The sequence below is a fragment of the Acidimangrovimonas sediminis genome (assembly GCF_002871005.1).
Lineage (GTDB): Bacteria > Pseudomonadota > Alphaproteobacteria > Rhodobacterales > Rhodobacteraceae > Acidimangrovimonas > Acidimangrovimonas sediminis.
In genome coordinates this window covers 348554-364744 of the sequence record NZ_PHSN01000006.1, presented here as the reverse complement: position 1 = coordinate 364744, position 16191 = coordinate 348554, and the positions used below count along the sequence as shown (strand labels likewise).

14 protein-coding genes are annotated in these 16191 nt (G+C 67.8%); 6 read left to right on the top strand and 8 right to left on the bottom strand.

What is annotated here, in order from left to right; genetic code table 11:
• Nucleotides 1-249: 249 nt before the first annotated feature.
• On the bottom strand, nucleotides 250-1107 hold the full coding sequence (locus tag CVV76_RS25390) for a hypothetical protein (protein ID WP_233192772.1): 858 nt from the start codon (nucleotides 1105-1107) through the stop codon (nucleotides 250-252).
• Nucleotides 1108-1222: 115 nt separating this feature from the next.
• Here CVV76_RS25390 and CVV76_RS08160 point away from each other — a divergent pair, with 115 nt between their 5' ends.
• Entirely contained in the window at nucleotides 1223-2632 is a 1410-nt protein-coding gene (locus CVV76_RS08160) for a cytochrome P450 (protein WP_102224126.1), read from the top strand.
• Nucleotides 2633-2826: 194 nt separating this feature from the next.
• Here CVV76_RS08160 and CVV76_RS08155 read toward each other — a convergent pair whose 3' ends face one another.
• Nucleotides 2827-4770 carry a lytic transglycosylase domain-containing protein gene (locus CVV76_RS08155; RefSeq protein ID WP_233192771.1) on the bottom strand — a complete coding sequence of 648 codons (1944 nt, stop codon included), beginning with the start codon at nucleotides 4768-4770 and terminating at the stop codon, nucleotides 2827-2829.
• Nucleotides 4771-4976: 206 nt separating this feature from the next.
• Here CVV76_RS08155 and dapA point away from each other — a divergent pair, with 206 nt between their 5' ends.
• Nucleotides 4977-5852 (top strand): 4-hydroxy-tetrahydrodipicolinate synthase, encoded by an 876-nt coding sequence (gene dapA / locus CVV76_RS08150; RefSeq protein ID WP_102224125.1) that lies wholly within the window; start codon nucleotides 4977-4979, stop codon nucleotides 5850-5852.
• Nucleotides 5853-6030: 178 nt separating this feature from the next.
• Here dapA and CVV76_RS08145 read toward each other — a convergent pair whose 3' ends face one another.
• The gene (locus CVV76_RS08145; protein WP_102224124.1) at nucleotides 6031-6474 is read right to left on the bottom strand and encodes an ion channel; all 444 of its coding nucleotides are present in this window, start codon (nucleotides 6472-6474) and stop codon (nucleotides 6031-6033) included.
• A 106-nt stretch (nucleotides 6475-6580) separates the two neighbouring features.
• On the opposite strand from CVV76_RS08145, the gene smpB reads away from it, so the two are divergent.
• The 3 genes from smpB to CVV76_RS08130 all read left to right on the top strand — a co-directional run bounded on the left by smpB (nucleotide 6581) and on the right by CVV76_RS08130 (nucleotide 9220).
• Nucleotides 6581-7057: an SsrA-binding protein SmpB gene (gene smpB, locus CVV76_RS08140; protein WP_102224123.1), complete on the top strand. Its 477-nt coding sequence runs from the start codon at nucleotides 6581-6583 to the stop codon at nucleotides 7055-7057.
• Nucleotides 7058-7182: 125 nt separating this feature from the next.
• Nucleotides 7183-8034: a 3-mercaptopyruvate sulfurtransferase gene (gene sseA, locus CVV76_RS08135; RefSeq protein WP_102224152.1), complete on the top strand. Its 852-nt coding sequence runs from the start codon at nucleotides 7183-7185 to the stop codon at nucleotides 8032-8034.
• 1 nt (nucleotide 8035) lies between these two features.
• Entirely contained in the window at nucleotides 8036-9220 is a 1185-nt protein-coding gene (locus tag CVV76_RS08130; RefSeq protein WP_102224122.1) for an amino acid aminotransferase, read from the top strand.
• A 76-nt stretch (nucleotides 9221-9296) separates the two neighbouring features.
• Here CVV76_RS08130 and CVV76_RS08125 read toward each other — a convergent pair whose 3' ends face one another.
• The 3 genes from CVV76_RS08125 to CVV76_RS08115 all read right to left on the bottom strand — a co-directional run bounded on the left by CVV76_RS08125 (nucleotide 9297) and on the right by CVV76_RS08115 (nucleotide 11889).
• Nucleotides 9297-10076, bottom strand: a complete 780-nt coding sequence (locus CVV76_RS08125) for a transporter substrate-binding domain-containing protein (protein WP_199178529.1) — start codon at nucleotides 10074-10076, stop codon at nucleotides 9297-9299.
• 150 nt (nucleotides 10077-10226) lie between these two features.
• Nucleotides 10227-11519 carry an ammonium transporter gene (locus tag CVV76_RS08120; protein ID WP_102224121.1) on the bottom strand — a complete coding sequence of 431 codons (1293 nt, stop codon included), beginning with the start codon at nucleotides 11517-11519 and terminating at the stop codon, nucleotides 10227-10229.
• Nucleotides 11520-11550: 31 nt separating this feature from the next.
• On the bottom strand, nucleotides 11551-11889 hold the full coding sequence (locus tag CVV76_RS08115; RefSeq protein WP_102224120.1) for a P-II family nitrogen regulator: 339 nt from the start codon (nucleotides 11887-11889) through the stop codon (nucleotides 11551-11553).
• A 313-nt stretch (nucleotides 11890-12202) separates the two neighbouring features.
• Between CVV76_RS08115 and CVV76_RS08110 the strand changes: the two genes are divergently transcribed.
• On the top strand, nucleotides 12203-14479 hold the full coding sequence (locus CVV76_RS08110; protein WP_102224119.1) for a transglycosylase domain-containing protein: 2277 nt from the start codon (nucleotides 12203-12205) through the stop codon (nucleotides 14477-14479).
• 162 nt (nucleotides 14480-14641) lie between these two features.
• On the opposite strand, the gene CVV76_RS08105 is transcribed toward CVV76_RS08110, so the two are convergent.
• Together CVV76_RS08105 and CVV76_RS08100 are read right to left on the bottom strand one after the other, a co-directional pair.
• The gene (locus CVV76_RS08105) at nucleotides 14642-15259 is read right to left on the bottom strand and encodes an MlaC/ttg2D family ABC transporter substrate-binding protein (protein WP_102224118.1); all 618 of its coding nucleotides are present in this window, start codon (nucleotides 15257-15259) and stop codon (nucleotides 14642-14644) included.
• Nucleotides 15249-15974: an MlaA family lipoprotein gene (locus tag CVV76_RS08100; protein ID WP_233192770.1), complete on the bottom strand. Its 726-nt coding sequence runs from the start codon at nucleotides 15972-15974 to the stop codon at nucleotides 15249-15251. The genes CVV76_RS08105 and CVV76_RS08100 overlap by 11 nt, the downstream gene beginning before the upstream one ends.
• Nucleotides 15975-16191: the final 217 nt, after the last annotated feature.

The window sequence follows — 16191 nt, the reverse complement described above, 5'->3', positions numbered from 1 at the left end:
CGATCGTGCCGATGTTGACGTGCGGTTTCGTCCGTTCAAACTTTGCCTTAGCCATTGGCCGAGCGCCTCGTGAGTTCGGGGGTCGCAGCGGACCCGGGTCAGTATCGGGCGCCACTTAGCTGCCGGAGCGGGGAAAATCAAGCACCACTTGGCCATTTGCAGAGGCCTGTGCCCGCCGCGGCAGGCCTCTGCCGGGCTTGCCCCGCCGATACCCCGAGCGGTTGCGATCCCCCTGACCGCCGCCCGGTGTCAGGGCAGCGTCTGGTCGACCATCGGAAGCGGCAGGACAGTCTTGCCTGACGCCCCCTTCGACGTCCGCGTCCGGGTGGTCGCCTTGGTCGCGGCCGGTGCGGCGGTGTTCGCGCCTGCCGACCCGCCGGCTGCGGTGGGGGAAAGCGTCGTCACCGTCCCGCCCGAGGCCGCCGCCGGCGCGGACGTGGCCTTGGCCGCCTCCCGCGCACGCTTGGCCAGCTCCGCCTTGGTCGGCTCCTTCGCCGGCACGGTCCCATGGCTGCCGTCGGCATTTTCCGGCATGCCGGCGCCTTCGGCCGGGAACCACTCGGGGTGCTGCAGAAGCCAGCCCTCGATCTTCTTCACCGCGTTGTACGCCAGCCGGTCCATCTGCGTGTGCTGGTTCTGCAGAAGGCCCGAGCCGACCACCGTCTCGCCGTTCAGCCCCTCTGTCACCACGAACTGCTTGCCCTTGGCGTTCAGCTTGGTCTGCGTCGGGTCGTCCCATATGTTGGCCGTGATCACCAAGACCGACTTGGGCGAGAGCACCACTGGAATCCCGGGCGGCGCCAGCGCGTAGCCGTCGACCTTGATCCCGAAATCGTAGAACCGGTCACCGTCGTAGCGGCCAAAGCGGTCCTTCATCGCCTTCTTCAGCGCGGCTTCCCATTCCGACGCCTTGGCATCGCGCGACACGGGGCTTTTCTGCGCCCCTTCGGCAACCACGATGTTGAGCCCCAGCTTGAACTGCCCCAACGGCGGCGGCGGCTTGTTCAGGTCGCCCTTGCCCGCGCAGGCGGCCAGCATCGACAGACAGCTTACCGCCACGACCGCGCGCAGGGTGGCGCGCTTCCGGGCGCGAAGGGCGTGCAACATTCTCTCTCCCCGTTTTTTCCCCGCTTAGCCTGCCCGCCGCCGGCACGCAACTGCCGCCACCTTTGCCGCGCGCGGCGCCTTGCCTATATTGTGTGAAAGCCACGGAGGAACGCCCATGACCCTCATCGAGGACAGGCCCGTCCCGCGGGCCGCCGCGGCCACCGCCGCAGGGGATGCCCCGCCGACCGTTCCGGTGTCCGTCCCCCTCGTCACCCGGCCGCTCGGCCTCTGGGGGTCGCTGAAGCATGCGCGGCGCAACCTCTTGGAGATCATCCCCGAGATCGCCACCCGCCAACCGATCGTCTCGGGCCGGACCGGCAAGCGCTGGCACATGGTGATGGACCCCGAGGCGAACCGCCGGATCCTGAAGGAAAAGGTCGAGGATTACCCCAAGTCCGACGTCACCAAGGCGATCCTGCGCCCGGCGATCGGCGAAAGCCTGTTCGTCGCCGAGGGTCCCCACTGGCACTGGCAGCGGCGGGTCGCGGCGCCGGTCTTCTCGCACCGCAACATCGCGGCCCTCGGTCCGGTGATGACCGCCGCCGCCGAACGCGCCTCGGACCGGATCGCCGCCCAGTCGGGCCGCGCGGCCAACCTGCATCACGAGATGGTGACCGCCACGTTCGAAGTGATCTCGGACGTGACGCTGTCGGGCGGCGAGGGCTTTGACCGCGACGAGATGCACCGCGCAATCGATGGCTACATCGCCGAGACGGCCAGGGTATCGCTGTTCGACATGCTGGGCCTGCCCGACTGGGTGCCGCGGCTGAACCGGATGTTCACCCAGCGCACCATGGGCGACATGAAATCCGTTGCCGATGCCGCGATCGAGGCCCGCAAGACGGCGCCCCACACGGGGGTGCCCGACCTCCTCGACCTGCTGCTCTTGGGGCACGACGCGAAATCCGGCCGGCGAATGACCACAGCCGAGCTGCGCGACAACCTGCTCACCTTCATCGTAGCCGGGCACGAGACGACGGCGCTGACGCTGGCTTGGTCGCTCTACCTCTGCGCCTTCGATCCCGCGGTGCAGGACCGCGCCCGCGACGAGGCGCGCGCCGTGCTCGGGGACCGCGCGGCGACCGCGGCGGATCTCGCGTCGCTCCCCTACATCCGGCGCATCGTCGACGAAGCGCTGCGGCTCTATCCGCCGGCGGCGTTCCTGTCGCGCACGGCGCAGAAGGCCGACACGATCTGCGGACGCGAGGTCCGGCCGGGCGACACGGTGATGCTGCCGATCTACGCGCTGCACCGCAATCACGCGCTCTGGCCCGACCCCGACCGCTTCGATCCCGACCGCTTCGCCGATCCGAAGGCGATCGACCGCTTCGCCTACCTGCCCTTCGGCGACGGCCCCCGGGTCTGCATCGGCGCCAGCTTCGCGATCCAGGAGGCGGTGATCATCCTCGCCACCCTGCTCGCGCGCTTCCGCTTCACCCGCGTCCCGGGCCGCGATCCGAAACCCGTGCTGATCCTGACCCTGCGGCCCGAAGGCGGGGTCTGGCTGAACGTCGAACCGGCCTGAAGCCCTGGCGCGCCCCTGCCGCGAACCAATGACGCCCTCCCCGGCGCCCCCCGGAACCTTCCTCCGCATAAGGAAACGGCCCCACTCCCCTTTCTGCTCTCAAATATCCCGGGGGTGCAGGGGGCAGCGCCCCCGCCGCCGACCGCGCCGCACGCACCGATCGCCGGGGGCGCAGCGCGCGCCCACCGCGGGCCTCACTCGCCCTTCAGGCTCTCGTAAAGCCGGATCCGCCCCGCCTTGCCCTCGATCCTGGCCCGGTAGATCGTGTAGGCCTCCGACACCCGCATGATGTAGTTGCGGGTCTCGGTGAAGGGCACCTCCTCGATCCAGTCGATCGGGTCCACCGTCTTCGTGCGCGGATCGCCCAGCACCTGGATCCAGGCCTCGGGCCGCTTCGGCCCCGCGTTGTAGCCCGCGGTGACCAGCGTCAGCGCCGGGCCGAACTCGTCCACCAGCTTCGCGAGGTAGGCCGCCCCCAGCCGCGCGTTGTAGTCGCCGTCGCTTGTCAGCCGCCCCTTGTCGTAACCGACTCCGATTGCCTCGGACATCAGCTTCGCCGTACCCGGCATGACCTGCATCAGCCCCCGCGCCCCGGCCGGGCTGATCACCGAGACGTTGAACTCGCTCTCGCGCCGCGCGATCGACAGCGCCAGCGCCGGCGGCACCGCCAGCTTCAGCTTGGCAAGGTCGGACATCGGGAAATACGGTCGGGGCAGGATCACCCCGCGATCCGCCGCCGCCTTGGCGATACGAAGCGCGATATGCGGCTCGTTCACCGCCAGGGCAAGGTCCGACAGCGGCCCCAGCTCGGCCGTCTTCAGCCCCTCGGTCAGCTGCAGGAAGAACCGCGTGGCCAGCGGCCGGTCCCCCGCCTTCACCAGCAGAAGCCCCGCCCGCACCAGCGAGGAGGACAGGAACGGCTGGCGGCGCCAGTCGGGATAGCGCTCGTGTCCCAGAAGCGACGGGTCCAGCGGCAGCCCCAGCCGTTCCGCCGCCATCTGGCCGTAGAAGGCCGACTGATAGCGCGCGCCCTTGCGCAGCGCCGCGGCGGCCTTGTCGGGCAGGCGCATCGCCTCCAGCGCCCGGCCCTGCCAGTAATAGGCCCGGCCCAGGCTGATCGGCGTCGAAACCGCCCGCTCCAGCCGGGTGAAATGCACATAGGCCGTCTTCGGATCCTTCAGCCGCATCAGCGCGACATAGCCTGCCACGAATTCCAGGTCGGCATAGGCCGCCCCGTCCTTCAGGTGGTGGTTCGCCGCGATCCGGTAGGCCTTCTTCGCATCGCCCGAGCGCATCTCGTCGCGCGCCAGCGCCGCGCGCACCCGGGCCCAGTCCTCCGGCCGCCCGAGGCTTGCCACCGAGGTGGAGCGTTGCAGCAGCAGCTCCTCGGCCGAGTCGTTGAAATCGTGGTAGTAGCGCCAGATGAAGCGGTCGTGCGCCAGCCCCGCATCGCCCGCCTCGCGCGCGGGCACCTGGTCGACCAGCGCATCCACCCCCGGCGCGTTCGACTGCAACGCGATGCGCGCCTGCGCCAGCCGCTTCGGCCCCTCGGCCACGAGGTCGAGCATCCGCCCGGCCTCGGTCAGCCGGCCCTCCCACAACAGCATGTCGAGCCGCGCGACGTGATGCGCGACAAGCACCCTGCCCATCAGCGCAAGCTGCGCCTCCTGGTCGTCGGCACCGTAGACCAGCGTGGCCCAGGCTGTGCGCGCCGCCGCCTCCGCCCGCTTGCGATCGCCCGCGGCCAGAAGCACCTTCTGCAGCGCGATCGCCCCCTTCGCCGTCTGCGGCGCGTGATGGGCGAAATAGGCCCGCACCTCGTCCGGGCTGCCGCTCTCGGCAAGGACCTTCTCTCCCGCCGCCCGCAGAAGCGGCAGGCCGGGCCAGTCCGGCCGCCGGCGCAGGAACGCGACGTAGTCCTCCAGCGTCCCTTGCCCCGCGCGCAGCCGCATCCACTCGATCACGTCGCGCCCCACCGGCCCGGCTGGCCGCGCCGCGGCCTCCGCCCCGTCCCAGTCGCGCCGCAGCACGAGATCGAGCGATTCGCGCAGGGCGTCGGCTTCGGGATCGGCATTGGCGAGGGTGGGCAGGACAAGCGCGGCACTTGCCACGAGGCCCAGAAAGGCGCGTCGGATCACGGGGATTTTTCCGTCACTTCGGGTGGGTCAGCCGGGGGCGCCGGCGCGATGCGTGGAGGGCGGGCCCGCGGATTCTAACGCCCCCGCGCCGCACCGCAAGAGCCGACCTTGGCAAGTTCCTCTCCCGGGGATAGGTTGCGCCGGATTTGCGCGGGCGCGACTCGGGTCAAGGGCCGCCCGCACCCTGCGAAAAGGAGACGCGTGTCATGTTCAAGGGATCCATCCCCGCCCTCGTCACGCCGTTCAAGAACGGCGCCGTGGACTTCGACACGCTCAAGAAGCTCGTCGAATGGCACATCGCCGAGGGGTCCTCGGCATTGGTGCCGGTGGGCACGACCGGGGAAAGCCCGACGCTCAGCCACGAGGAACACGACCAGGTCGTCGCCGCCGTGGTCAAGGCCGCCGCCGGGCGCGTGCCCGTGATCGCCGGTACCGGCTCCAACAGCACGGCCGAGGCGATCCGCCTGACCCAGCACGCCGAGGCGAACGGCGCCGACGCGGCGCTGGTGGTCACGCCCTATTACAACAAGCCCACGCAGGCCGGCCTCTACGCCCATTTCAAGGCGATCCACGACGCCACCAACCTGCCGATCATCATCTACAACATCCCCAGCCGCTCGGTCGTCGATATGACGCCCGCAACGATGGGCCAGCTGGCAAAGCTGCCCCGCATCATCGGGGTGAAGGACGCGACCGGCGACGTGGCCCGCGTATCGAAGCAGCGCCAGCACTGCGGCCGCGACTTCTGCCAGCTGACCGGCGAAGACGCCTCGGCCCTCGGCTTCCACGCCCAGGGCGGCGTCGGCTGCATCTCGGTCACCGCGAACGTCGCCCCCCGCCTCTGCGCCGAATTCCAGGCGGCAATGGAAGCGGGCGACTACGCCACCGCCCGCGACTACCAGGACCGGCTGATGCCGCTCCACACGGCGATCTTCCTCGAGCCCGGCCTCGCCGGGGCGAAATACGGCCTGTCGAAGCTCGGCATGGTCGAGAACGAGGTGCGCCTGCCGCTCCTTGGCGTCTCCGAGGCGACCATGGCCCAGATCGACGACGCCATGCGCCACGCCGGCCTCGTGAACTGAGGCCCACCACATTTGCAGGGCGCGCGCCCGGTTGCCATCGGACGCGCCCCACCCCGCCTCATACCCTCCCTGAAGTAGACAGGCGCCTGCCTTTCTTCTGAGCGGAAATATCCCGGGGGGATGGGGGCAGCGCCCCCATCGCAGATTGGTCTTGCGCGCCCTGGCGCGCTCCGCCGGTTCACGGCTTGCGCCGCCGCGCCTCGATCTGGCCGCTGCGGACGTGCCGCAGCGCCTCGATCAGCGTCGCCGTGACCAGGCCGAAATTCAGCAGCCCGTTCGCCGCCGCCATCCCCGCCAGCAGGCGCCATTCCTGCGGCAGCAGCAGGTCGCCGAACCCCAGCGTCGTGAACGCCACCAGCGAGAAGTAGACCGAGGTCTCGAGGTGGATGAAGATCCCCAGCCCCCACAGCGTCAGAGCCCAGATCCAGACGGCCATGGTGACGCTCCACATCGCCCAGGTCGCCGCGACGCAGAGCACCAGCATCATCTTCGGCCGGTGCGGTTCCCGCCGAAGCCAGCCGCCCGCGCGTTCCAGCACGTATTCCAGGCCCCAGAGGCTCAACCCGCCGATGACGATCGTCACCAGCATCAACAGCGTCCCGAGCGCGATCTGCAGGAACATGGCGGGCCTCCGGTTGGCGCGCCAAGTCTAGGCGGCGCCACCGGAACTTGGAAGCGTCGGCAGGCGACTGGACAGCGGGCCCGGCAATCCTTATCTCCTGCCCATCATGGCCAAGAATGCAGACCCGAATTCCAAGCTGATCGCCGAGAACCGGCGCGCCCGGCACGAATACGCGATCGAGGAGGACCTCGAGGCGGGCATCGTGCTCATGGGCTCCGAAGTGAAGAGCCTGCGCGAAGGATCGGCGAACATCGCCGAAAGCTACGCGTCGGTCGAGGATGGAGAGCTGTGGCTGATCAACGGCCATATCGGCGCCTATGTCCAGGCCAAGACCTGGGGCCACGAGGAGCGCCGCAAACGCAAGCTCCTGGTGTCGCGCCGGGAACTTGCCAGGCTCTGGAACGCGACCCGGCGCCAGGGCATGACGATCGTGCCGCTGAAGCTCTATTTCAACGACCGCGGCATCGCCAAGCTGCAGATCGGCATCGCCAAGGGCAAGAAGCTGGCCGACAAGCGCGCCACGGACGCGAAACGCGACTGGAACCGGCAAAAGCAGCGCCTGCTGAAGCAGAACGTCGGCTGAATCGCCCCGGAAACTGGCGTCGCCGCCTTGCCTGTCGGCGCCAGCCTGCGTATGCCAAGGACGCCGCAGGCGCCGCCGCGACCGCCGGAGCCGCCGGGGCCGTTCTAGCAGGGAGGGTTGCACGCATCATGGACGATCCGAGGACACTGGTTTCGACCGACTGGCTCGAGGCGCATCTGAACGATCCGGACCTGCGGGTGATCGACGGCTCGTGGTACCTGCCCTCGATGAACCGCGATCCGAAGGCGGAATACGAGGCCGGCCACATACCCGGTGCGCGGTTCTTCGACATCGACGAGATCTCGGACCAGCGCAGCGAGCTGCCGCACATGGCCCCCCCGCCCGAGAAATTCATCTCGCGGCTGCGCGCCATGGGCGTGGGCGACGGCCACCAGGTGGTGATCTACGACAACCACGGCATGTTCTCGGCCCCGCGGGTCTGGTGGACCTTCCGACTGATGGGCAAGACCGATGTCGCGGTGCTCGACGGCGGCCTGCCGAAGTGGCGCGCCGAGGGCCGCCCGATCGAGGACATCGCCCCGATGGTGCGCGACAGGCACATGACCGTGCAGCGTCAGGCCAACCTGGTGAAGGACGTGACGCAGGTCGCCGCCGCCTCGAAGCTGGGCGATTGGGAGATCCTCGACGCCCGTCCCGCCAGCCGGTTTCGCGGCGAGGATCCGGAACCGCGCCCCGGCCTGCGCCAGGGTCATATCCCCGGCTCCAAGAGCGTGCCTGCCCTCGGCCTCGTCACCCCCCAGGGCACGATGAAATCGCCCGAGGAACTGCGCGCCGCCTTCGACGCCGCCGGGGTCGACCTCGCCAGGCCCGCGATCACCACCTGCGGGTCGGGCGTCTCGGCAGCGATCCTGAGCCTGGCGCTCGAGATGCTCGGCCACCGCAACCACGCGCTCTACGACGGCTCCTGGGCCGAGTGGGGCATGTACAACGACCTCAAGGTCGCGAAAGGGGAATGAGATGTTCGGCAACCTGAAACCCCAGGCACAGGACAAGATCCTCGAACTCATGGCGCTTTACCGCGCCGACCCGCGGGACACCAAGGTCGACCTCGGCGTCGGCGTCTACAAGGACCCGGACGGCAACACCCCGGTGATGCGCGCGGTGAAGGCCGCGGAAAAGCGCCTGTTGGAGAGCGAGACCACCAAGAGCTACACCGCGCTGGTGGGCGAGGCGGCCTATCGCGACGCGATGGCCGGGCTGGTGCTGGGGGAAGGGTACGACAGGGCGCGCGTCGCCTCGGCGGCGACCCCGGGCGGCACCGGCGCCGTGCACATGGCGTTCGAGCTGGCGCGCATGGCCTCGCCGGACATGACCGTCTGGGTCTCGGATCCGACCTGGCCCAACCACCTGTCGATGCTCAAGCACCTCGACATCCCGATGCAATCCTACCGCTATTTCGACAATGACACGCGGGCGGTGGATTTCGACGGAATGATGGCCGATCTCGCCAAGGTGCAGCCCGGCGACGTCGTGCTGCTGCACGGCTGCTGCCACAACCCGACCGGCGCCAACCTGAACCTGACCCAATGGGCCGAAGTCGCGACCGCGCTGGAAAGGACCGGCGCGCTGCCGATGGTCGACCTCGCCTACCAGGGCTTCGGCGACGGGCTGGACGCGGACGCCGCTGCGACGCGGCTTCTGGCCGAGCGCCTGCCCGAAATGCTGATCGCCGCCTCCTGCTCCAAGAACTTCGGCATCTACCGCGAGCGTACGGGGATCCTGCTGGCCCTCTCGGCCAATGCGAAGGACACCGAGTTGGCGCAGGGCGCGATGGCCTACCTGAACCGCCAGAACTTCTCTTTCCCGCCGGATCACGGCGCGCGGGTGGTGACGACGATCCTCACCGATCCCGAGCTGCGCGCCGACTGGATGGCCGAGCTCGAGGAGGTGCGCACGACGATGCTGGCGCTGCGCGAACAGCTGGCGAGCGAGCTGCGCCGGGTGACCGGGTCGGACCGCTTCGGCTTCATCGCGCAGCACCGCGGCATGTTCTCGCGGCTGGGCGCCTCGCCCGAAGACGTGCTGAAGCTGCGCGAGGAACACGGGATCTACATGGTGGGCGATTCGCGAATGAACATCGCGGGCCTGAACCAGAAGACCGTGCCGATCCTGGCCGAGGCGATCGGCAAGGTCGGGATCTGACGGCGGCCGCCTCCTCGGGCGCCTGTGGGCGCCTCCTCGGCCGAGGAGGCGCGCAGCGCCCGACGAGGCGCCCCGCTCAGGGCTGCTTCTCGGCCTCGGTCAGCGTCTTCTGCCACGCCCCCGACTTGATGTCAGCCGAAAGCACCTTGTCCACCGCCGCCTTCAGCGCCGGATCCTTCTGCATCATGTAGCCCTTCTGGCTGTGGGTGAACGGCGCCTTCACCTCCGCCGCGCACAGCACCCCCGGATGCAGCAGCGCCTGGTGGTCTACCTCGACCCCGTCGGTCACCATCACGTCCTCTTTCCCCGAGACGATCTGGTCGAAGATCTTCGTGTTGTCGTCGAAATGCGTCAGGTCGGAATGGCTCAGGTTCGCCTTGGCGAAGGCGTCGTTGGTGCCACCCACGTTCACCACGACATGGACGTCCGGCTTGTCGATCGCGGCCAGCGTCACGTACTTGTCCTTGTCGGCGCAGCGCACGATCGGCCGCTTGCCGTCGGTCACCAGCGGCACGGTGAAAGCGGCGAATTCCTTGCGCGCATCGGTGATCGTGATCCCGCCCACCGCGATGTCGAACCTGTCGGCCTTGGTGTCCGCGGCCAGATCCTTCCAGCTGGTCCTGACCCACGCGATCTGCAGCCCGAGCGCCTTGGCCACGCGCCCGATCTCGACCACGTCCGCCCCCTTGTAACCGCCGTCCGCCCTGGCCACGCTGAACGGCGCGTAATCGCCGGGGGTGCCCACCCGCAATGTGCCCGAAGACTGGATATCGGCAAAGCTCGCGGCCTGGGCCGCCGCCCCTCCCGCCAATGCCAGCCCCAACGCCGTGGCAAACATTCTGGTCAACTTGGTCATCGCGGTCTCCTCCCTCTCGCGTGTCCGTGCGTGAAGGAACGGCGCAGTGCGGGGCGAAGTCAAGACCGCCGGCAACCGCCCTCCGGTCCCGCACAAGAAAAGGCGGCGGGGTTTCCCCCGCCGCCTTCCGGTCTTGCCTGTCCGTAGGGCTCAGCTGTGGTAGGCAGCTTCGCCGTGCTGGCTGATGTCCAGACCTTCGCGCTCGCTGTCCGCATCGACGCGCAGGCCCAGGATCATGTCGACGATCTTGTACAGGATGAACGAGATCACGCCGCACCAGACGATGGTGATCACGACCGCCTCGATCTGCACGTAGATCTGGTGCGCCATGGTCACGCCGTCGCCATAGCCCGTGCCGCCCAGCGAGGGGGCGCAGAAGACACCGGTCAGGATGGCGCCGACGATGCCGCCGATGCCGTGCACGCCGAAGACGTCGAGGCTGTCGTCATAGCCGAACTTCGACTTCACCGTGGTGACGAAGAAGTAGCAGATCGGCGAGACGATCAGACCCAGGACGACCGCACCCATCGGGCCGACGAAGCCACAGGCCGGGGTAATGGCGACGAGGCCGGCAACCATGCCCGAGGCGGCGCCCAGCATCGAGGCCTTGCCGCGGGCCATGCCCTCGACCGCGCACCACGACACGAGTGCGGCGGCGGTGGCGACGAAGGTGTTGATCATGGCGAGACCGGCGATGCCGTCCGCGGCCAGTTCCGACCCGGCGTTGAAGCCGAACCAGCCGACCCACAGGATCGAGGCGCCGACCATGGTCAGGGTCATCGAGTGCGGCGCCATGTTCTCCTTGCCGAAGCCCAGGCGCGGCCCCAGGACCAGCGCCCCGACGAGGCCCGCGACACCGGCGTTGATGTGCACCACGGTGCCGCCGGCAAAGTCTTTCGCGCCCTGCGCCCCGAGGTAGCCGCCGCCCCAGACCATGTGGGCGATCGGGAAGTAGACGAAGGTCACCCACAGGATCGAGAACAGCGTCAGAGCCGAGAACTTCATCCGCTCGGCGAAGGAGCCGACGATCAGCGCCGGCGTGATCACCGCAAAGGTCATCTGGAACACGATGAAGACGTATTCCGGGATCGTGCCCGACAGCGTGTCAGGCGTGATTCCCGCAAGGAAGGCCTTCTCGAACCCACCGTAGATCGCGTTGCCCGACCCGAAAGCCAGCGAATAGCCGTAGACCACCCAGACGATCATCACGACGCCGGTGATGATCGAGCACTGCATCAGCACGCTGAGCATGTTCTTGGTGCGCACCAGGCCGCCGTAGAACAGCGCCAGGCCCGGAAGCGTCATGAACAGCACCAGCAGCGACGAGGTCATCATCCAGGCCGTATCCGCGCCGCTCAACTTCGCGTCCTGCGCGAAGGCCGGCAGGGCCGTGAGCGCGGCGATTGCCGCCGCCAGGCCCAGGGTTTTCTTCAAGTTCGCCATGTCGTTGTCTCTCTTCCCTGTCGTTGCCGCGTCAGAGCGCGTCGTCGTTGAGTTCGCCCGTCCGCACACGCACCGCCTGGGCGACGTCGAGGACGAAGATCTTGCCGTCGCCGATCTTGTCGGTCTTGGCGGTCTTCTGGATCGTGTCGACCACCTGGTCGGCCAGGCCGTCCGCGACGACGATCTCCAGCTTGACCTTCGGGACGAAGTTCACCGCGTATTCGGCGCCGCGGTAGATCTCGGTATGCCCCGATTGCGAGCCGAACCCCTTGATTTCCGTCACCATCATGCCGCGCACGCCGATGGAGGTCAGCGCCTCGCGTACCTCCTCCAGCTTGAACGGCTTGATTGCAGCAATGATCAGTTTCACTGTCGTTTCCTTCCCGTTTTTGGCAGTCGGCAGCTCTCGCGAAGACGCCCACGGCGGAAGAAGGCCGTGAACGCGGTTCCAGAACAAGTCGCGCGGTTGTTACATCTGCCTCGTCACAGCCCCATGTTGCACAATTTTTGCACAAATAATCCTATGTGTTATTTTTTTGGGCGAAATTGAAACGGAATCAGGGACGCTCCAGACTTCGCTTTCCGCTGCTCAAAGGGTAGATTGTTCCGAAAAGGGGCGGTACAGCCCTGCAACCGAAGACAGCCCCCTGCACCAGCGGCGGCGGGGTCGAGCAGGCCAGGACATGAGCGGAAATTCGAACCGGCCACCCCTGGTGGCAGAGCGGCGCGCGGGTGCGTCGAAAACCTCGGCGCGGGGCAACTCGGCCAAGGGCAAGGCGTCTTCGGCGAAGTCGGGCGGTGCCCGGCGCGCAAGCGGCGCCGGCGGCGGATCCGGCGGCGGCGGCAAGCCCCCCAAGCGCCCGCGGCGTCAACCGGCACCGCGCCGCCCCTCGGGCGGCGGCGGCGGTGGCCTGATCGGCGCGCCGCTGCGTCTGCTGCGCCTGATTCTCCGGGTGATCTGGGCGCTCTTCTGGCGGCTGGCCCTCGTTGGCGCCGTCGTGGTGATCGCCGCCACGATCTATTTCGAGACCAAGCTGCCCGCCGCGAAGGACCTGATGGACGGCCGCTCGCGCGGGTCTGTCACCATGATCGACGATGACGGCAAGCCCTTCGCCTGGCGCGGCCGCACCTTCGACCAGATCTCTGCCAAGAACGTCTCGCCCTACCTGCGCGACGCCGTGGTCGCGACCGAGGACCGCCGCTTCTGGCACGACTTCGGCATCTCGCCGCGCGGCATCGTCGGCGCCATGGCGATCAACCTGCGTGCTGGCCGTGGCCCATTCGAAGGCAACGGCGGTTCGACGATCACCCAGCAGGTGTCGAAGCTTCTGTGCCTCGGCACGCCCTACGATCCGTCGAAGTGGAAGAACGAGACCGAGTACCAGAACGATTGCCGCCAGTCGACGCTGTGGCGCAAGATCCAGGAGGTGCCCTACTCCTTCGCGCTGGAGTGGAAATACACCAAGGACCAGATCCTCTCGATCTACCTCAACCGCGCCTATCTGGGCGCCGGCACCAACGGCTTCGAGGCCGCGGCGCAGCGCTATTTCGGCAAGTCGGCCAAGCAGGTCACCCCGGCCGAGGCGGCGATGCTTGCCGGTCTTCTGAAGGCGCCCAGCTATTATGCGCCGACCAACAACCTCAAGCGCGCGCAGGCCCGGGCGGACGTGGTGATCGACCTGATGCAGCAGCAGGGCTACCTGACGCTGGCCCAGGCGGCTACGGCCAAGGCCGAACCGGCGACGCTGTCGCAAAGCGCGACCAACCATTCCGGCGGCTACTTCGCCGACTGGGTGATGGACACCCTGCCCGCCTACCTCTCGTCGCAGACGACCGAGGACGTGACCGTAAAGACCACCCTCGACCCGCAGGTCCAGCAGGCCGCCATGAGCGCCGTGCACGACGTCTTCGACAAGAAGCTCAAGGACGGGTCCAAGGTGCAGGTCGCGGTGGTGGTGATGTCGCCCGACGGTGCCGTGCGCGCCATGGTTGGCGGCCGCACCTCCGAGGCGCCGGGCGGCTTTAACCGCGCAGTCCAGGCCGAGCGTCAGACTGGTTCGGCCTTCAAGCCGTTCATCTACGCCGTGGCCATGGACATGGGCTATTCGCCTTCGGATTACGTCGAGGATACGCCGCTGACCGTGCACATGCCGAACGGGCAGAAATGGTCGCCGAAGAACTACGAACGCACCTACGAGGGCCTCGTGACCCTGACCACCGCGCTGAAGAAGTCGCTGAACATTCCTGCGGTGCGGGTAGCGACGGCGGTGGGCCTCGACAATGTGCGCAAGGTCGCCAAGGAATTCGGCCTGACGACGAACCTGGCCCAGGGTCCGGCGGTCGCGCTGGGGGTGTCGAACGCGACGCTCCTCGACATGACGGGCGCCTATGCCGGGATCCTGAACCTCGGCCAGGCGGTGAAACCCTACGGCATGACCTCGCTTTCGCTCCGCGGCGACAACACGCCCCTGATCGGCAAGGAAGGCGGCGTGGGCGAGCGGGTGATCTCTCCCGACGCGGCAAAGCTTCTGATCTACATGATGCACCAGGTCGTCGAGAGCGGCACCGGACATCACGCCAAGCTTCCCGACCGCGAGGCCGCGGGCAAGACCGGCACCTCGCAGGATAGCCGCGATGCGTGGTTCGTAGGCTTCACCGGCAATTACGTGGCCGGCGTCTGGATCGGCAACGACGACAACTCGCCGATGACGGGCCGCGTGACCGGCGGCGGCATCCCGGCCGACATCTGGCACGCGCTGATGACCAACATCGACCAGGCCAAGAACCCGCCGGTCGTGCAGCTGCCGATGACGGTTCCGGCGCCGCGCACCCCGCCGCAGAGCGACAATCAGGGCAACCCGCTGACCGGCGCCGAGGCGAACGACAACAGCGGCGGCGGCGGCAATGTCGCCCAGCAGATCCTCAACGACGTCTCGCGCCTCTTCGGCGGCAAGAACTGAGCGCCGCCGGGCCAAACACGGCCCGGCGCCCCTCCCTGCTCCCCTCACGCCCTTGGCAGCGGGAACGCCCTTCCATCGCAGCCAAAGATGACACGACAACGGAAAAGGGGCGGTGCCCGGCAGGCACCGCCCCTTCTCGGTCGTCCGTGATGAGGTTAGGCCTCAGCCCGCCCGTTTCAGCGTCGCGATCAGCTTGTCGACATTGCCACCGTTGCGGTCGAGCAGGCCGCCGATCTCCGTTCGCTCGGTCGCCAGCATGTTCACACCGTCGATGATCAGGTTGAAGAACAGGTTGCGGCCCGACTTGTTCGACACCAGCCAGTCAAGCTCGAACGGGCTCTGACCACGCAGCTTGGCGGTGGAGGTGACCTGGTAGATGCCCGACTTGATCTCGCTCGCCCCCGTGACGGCAATCTTGCCGCCGATGAATTCGCGGAAACGCTTGCCGTACTTGCGGGCAAGGTAGCCCTTGAACGCCTCGATATAGGCCTGGCGCTGCGCCGGAGTCGCGCTGCGGTAGGCCACGCCCATCGAGGATTGCGCGATGATGTTGACGTCCGCGTACTGATTGAACAGGTGCTCGAACTGCGGAATCATCTGGTTCAGGGTCCCGCCCGAGTTGATCACGCTGTTGATCTCGTCGACGACGGAATTCACCAGCGAACGGGCCTGTGCGGTGTCCAGTGCGGCGGCCGGGCCGGCGATCGCCAGGGCGGCCGAACCGGCCATCAGGCCGGCAAGCACGGTGCGGCGCGAGGGGCTGTGGGTGTCAATTGCCATAGGGGTCCTCGTAGGGGTCGGTGAAGGCATCGTCCTTGGACTTGATGCCGAGCTGGTAGTCGCGGCTCTGAAGATAGATCAGACGCTCCTGCGCGTAGCTGTCTCCCGATCCATATAGGATCGAATCCACGGTCGACGAGTACTTGTAGCGGTTCCCCAGCTTCTTGAAGACCTGCACGACGAAGCCGCCCTTCCGCTCGTCGCCGTTGAGCAGGAAGTTCATCGGGTTGATCGCCAGGTCCACCACGGTGCCGGTCAGGTCGCGCTCTGTCGACGGGCCCAGCACCGGCACCTCGAGATAGGCCCCCTGCCGCGCCCCCCAGACACTCAGCGTGTGGCCGAAGTCGTTGGGCTGGTCGTTGATGCCAAGCGCGGTGGCCGGATCGAAGATGCCGCCCACGCCCGCCGTGGTGTTCACGACGAAGCGAAACAGCGTGTGCGCGCCATCACCGACATCGCCCTGCAGGAGATCGTTGAGGATGTAGCTTGGCTGCGAGAGGTTCGAGGCGAAATTCGCCACCCCCTGCCGAATCGGCTCGGGCACGACATGGCCGTAGACGTTCGAGGTGGGCTTCACCAGGTGCCTGTCGAGACCCACATTGAACCGGTGCACGGCCCGGTTCTGCTTCTCGTAGGGGTCGTTGATGCCACCCCCCTTGGGTGCGGGCGCACAGGCCGAGAGAGCCAGCGCCGCAACGACCCCAAGCGCAGGCAAGGCCTTTGCCGGAAGGGTCCGCGCGGCCCCGCCGTCGCCCCTCGCACCGGCGCGCAAAGGCTGCCGGCGGGGCCGCGAAAGGGTCACGGAAACTGTCGTCAGCTCACGGGAGGAGGAGGAACGATTTCGCCACATGCCTTAGCTTTCCGGAAATGGTCTTGTGTCACTGTCCTGATCAGTACGAGCGCAACAGATAGGCGCTCGGTTCCGTGAAGGC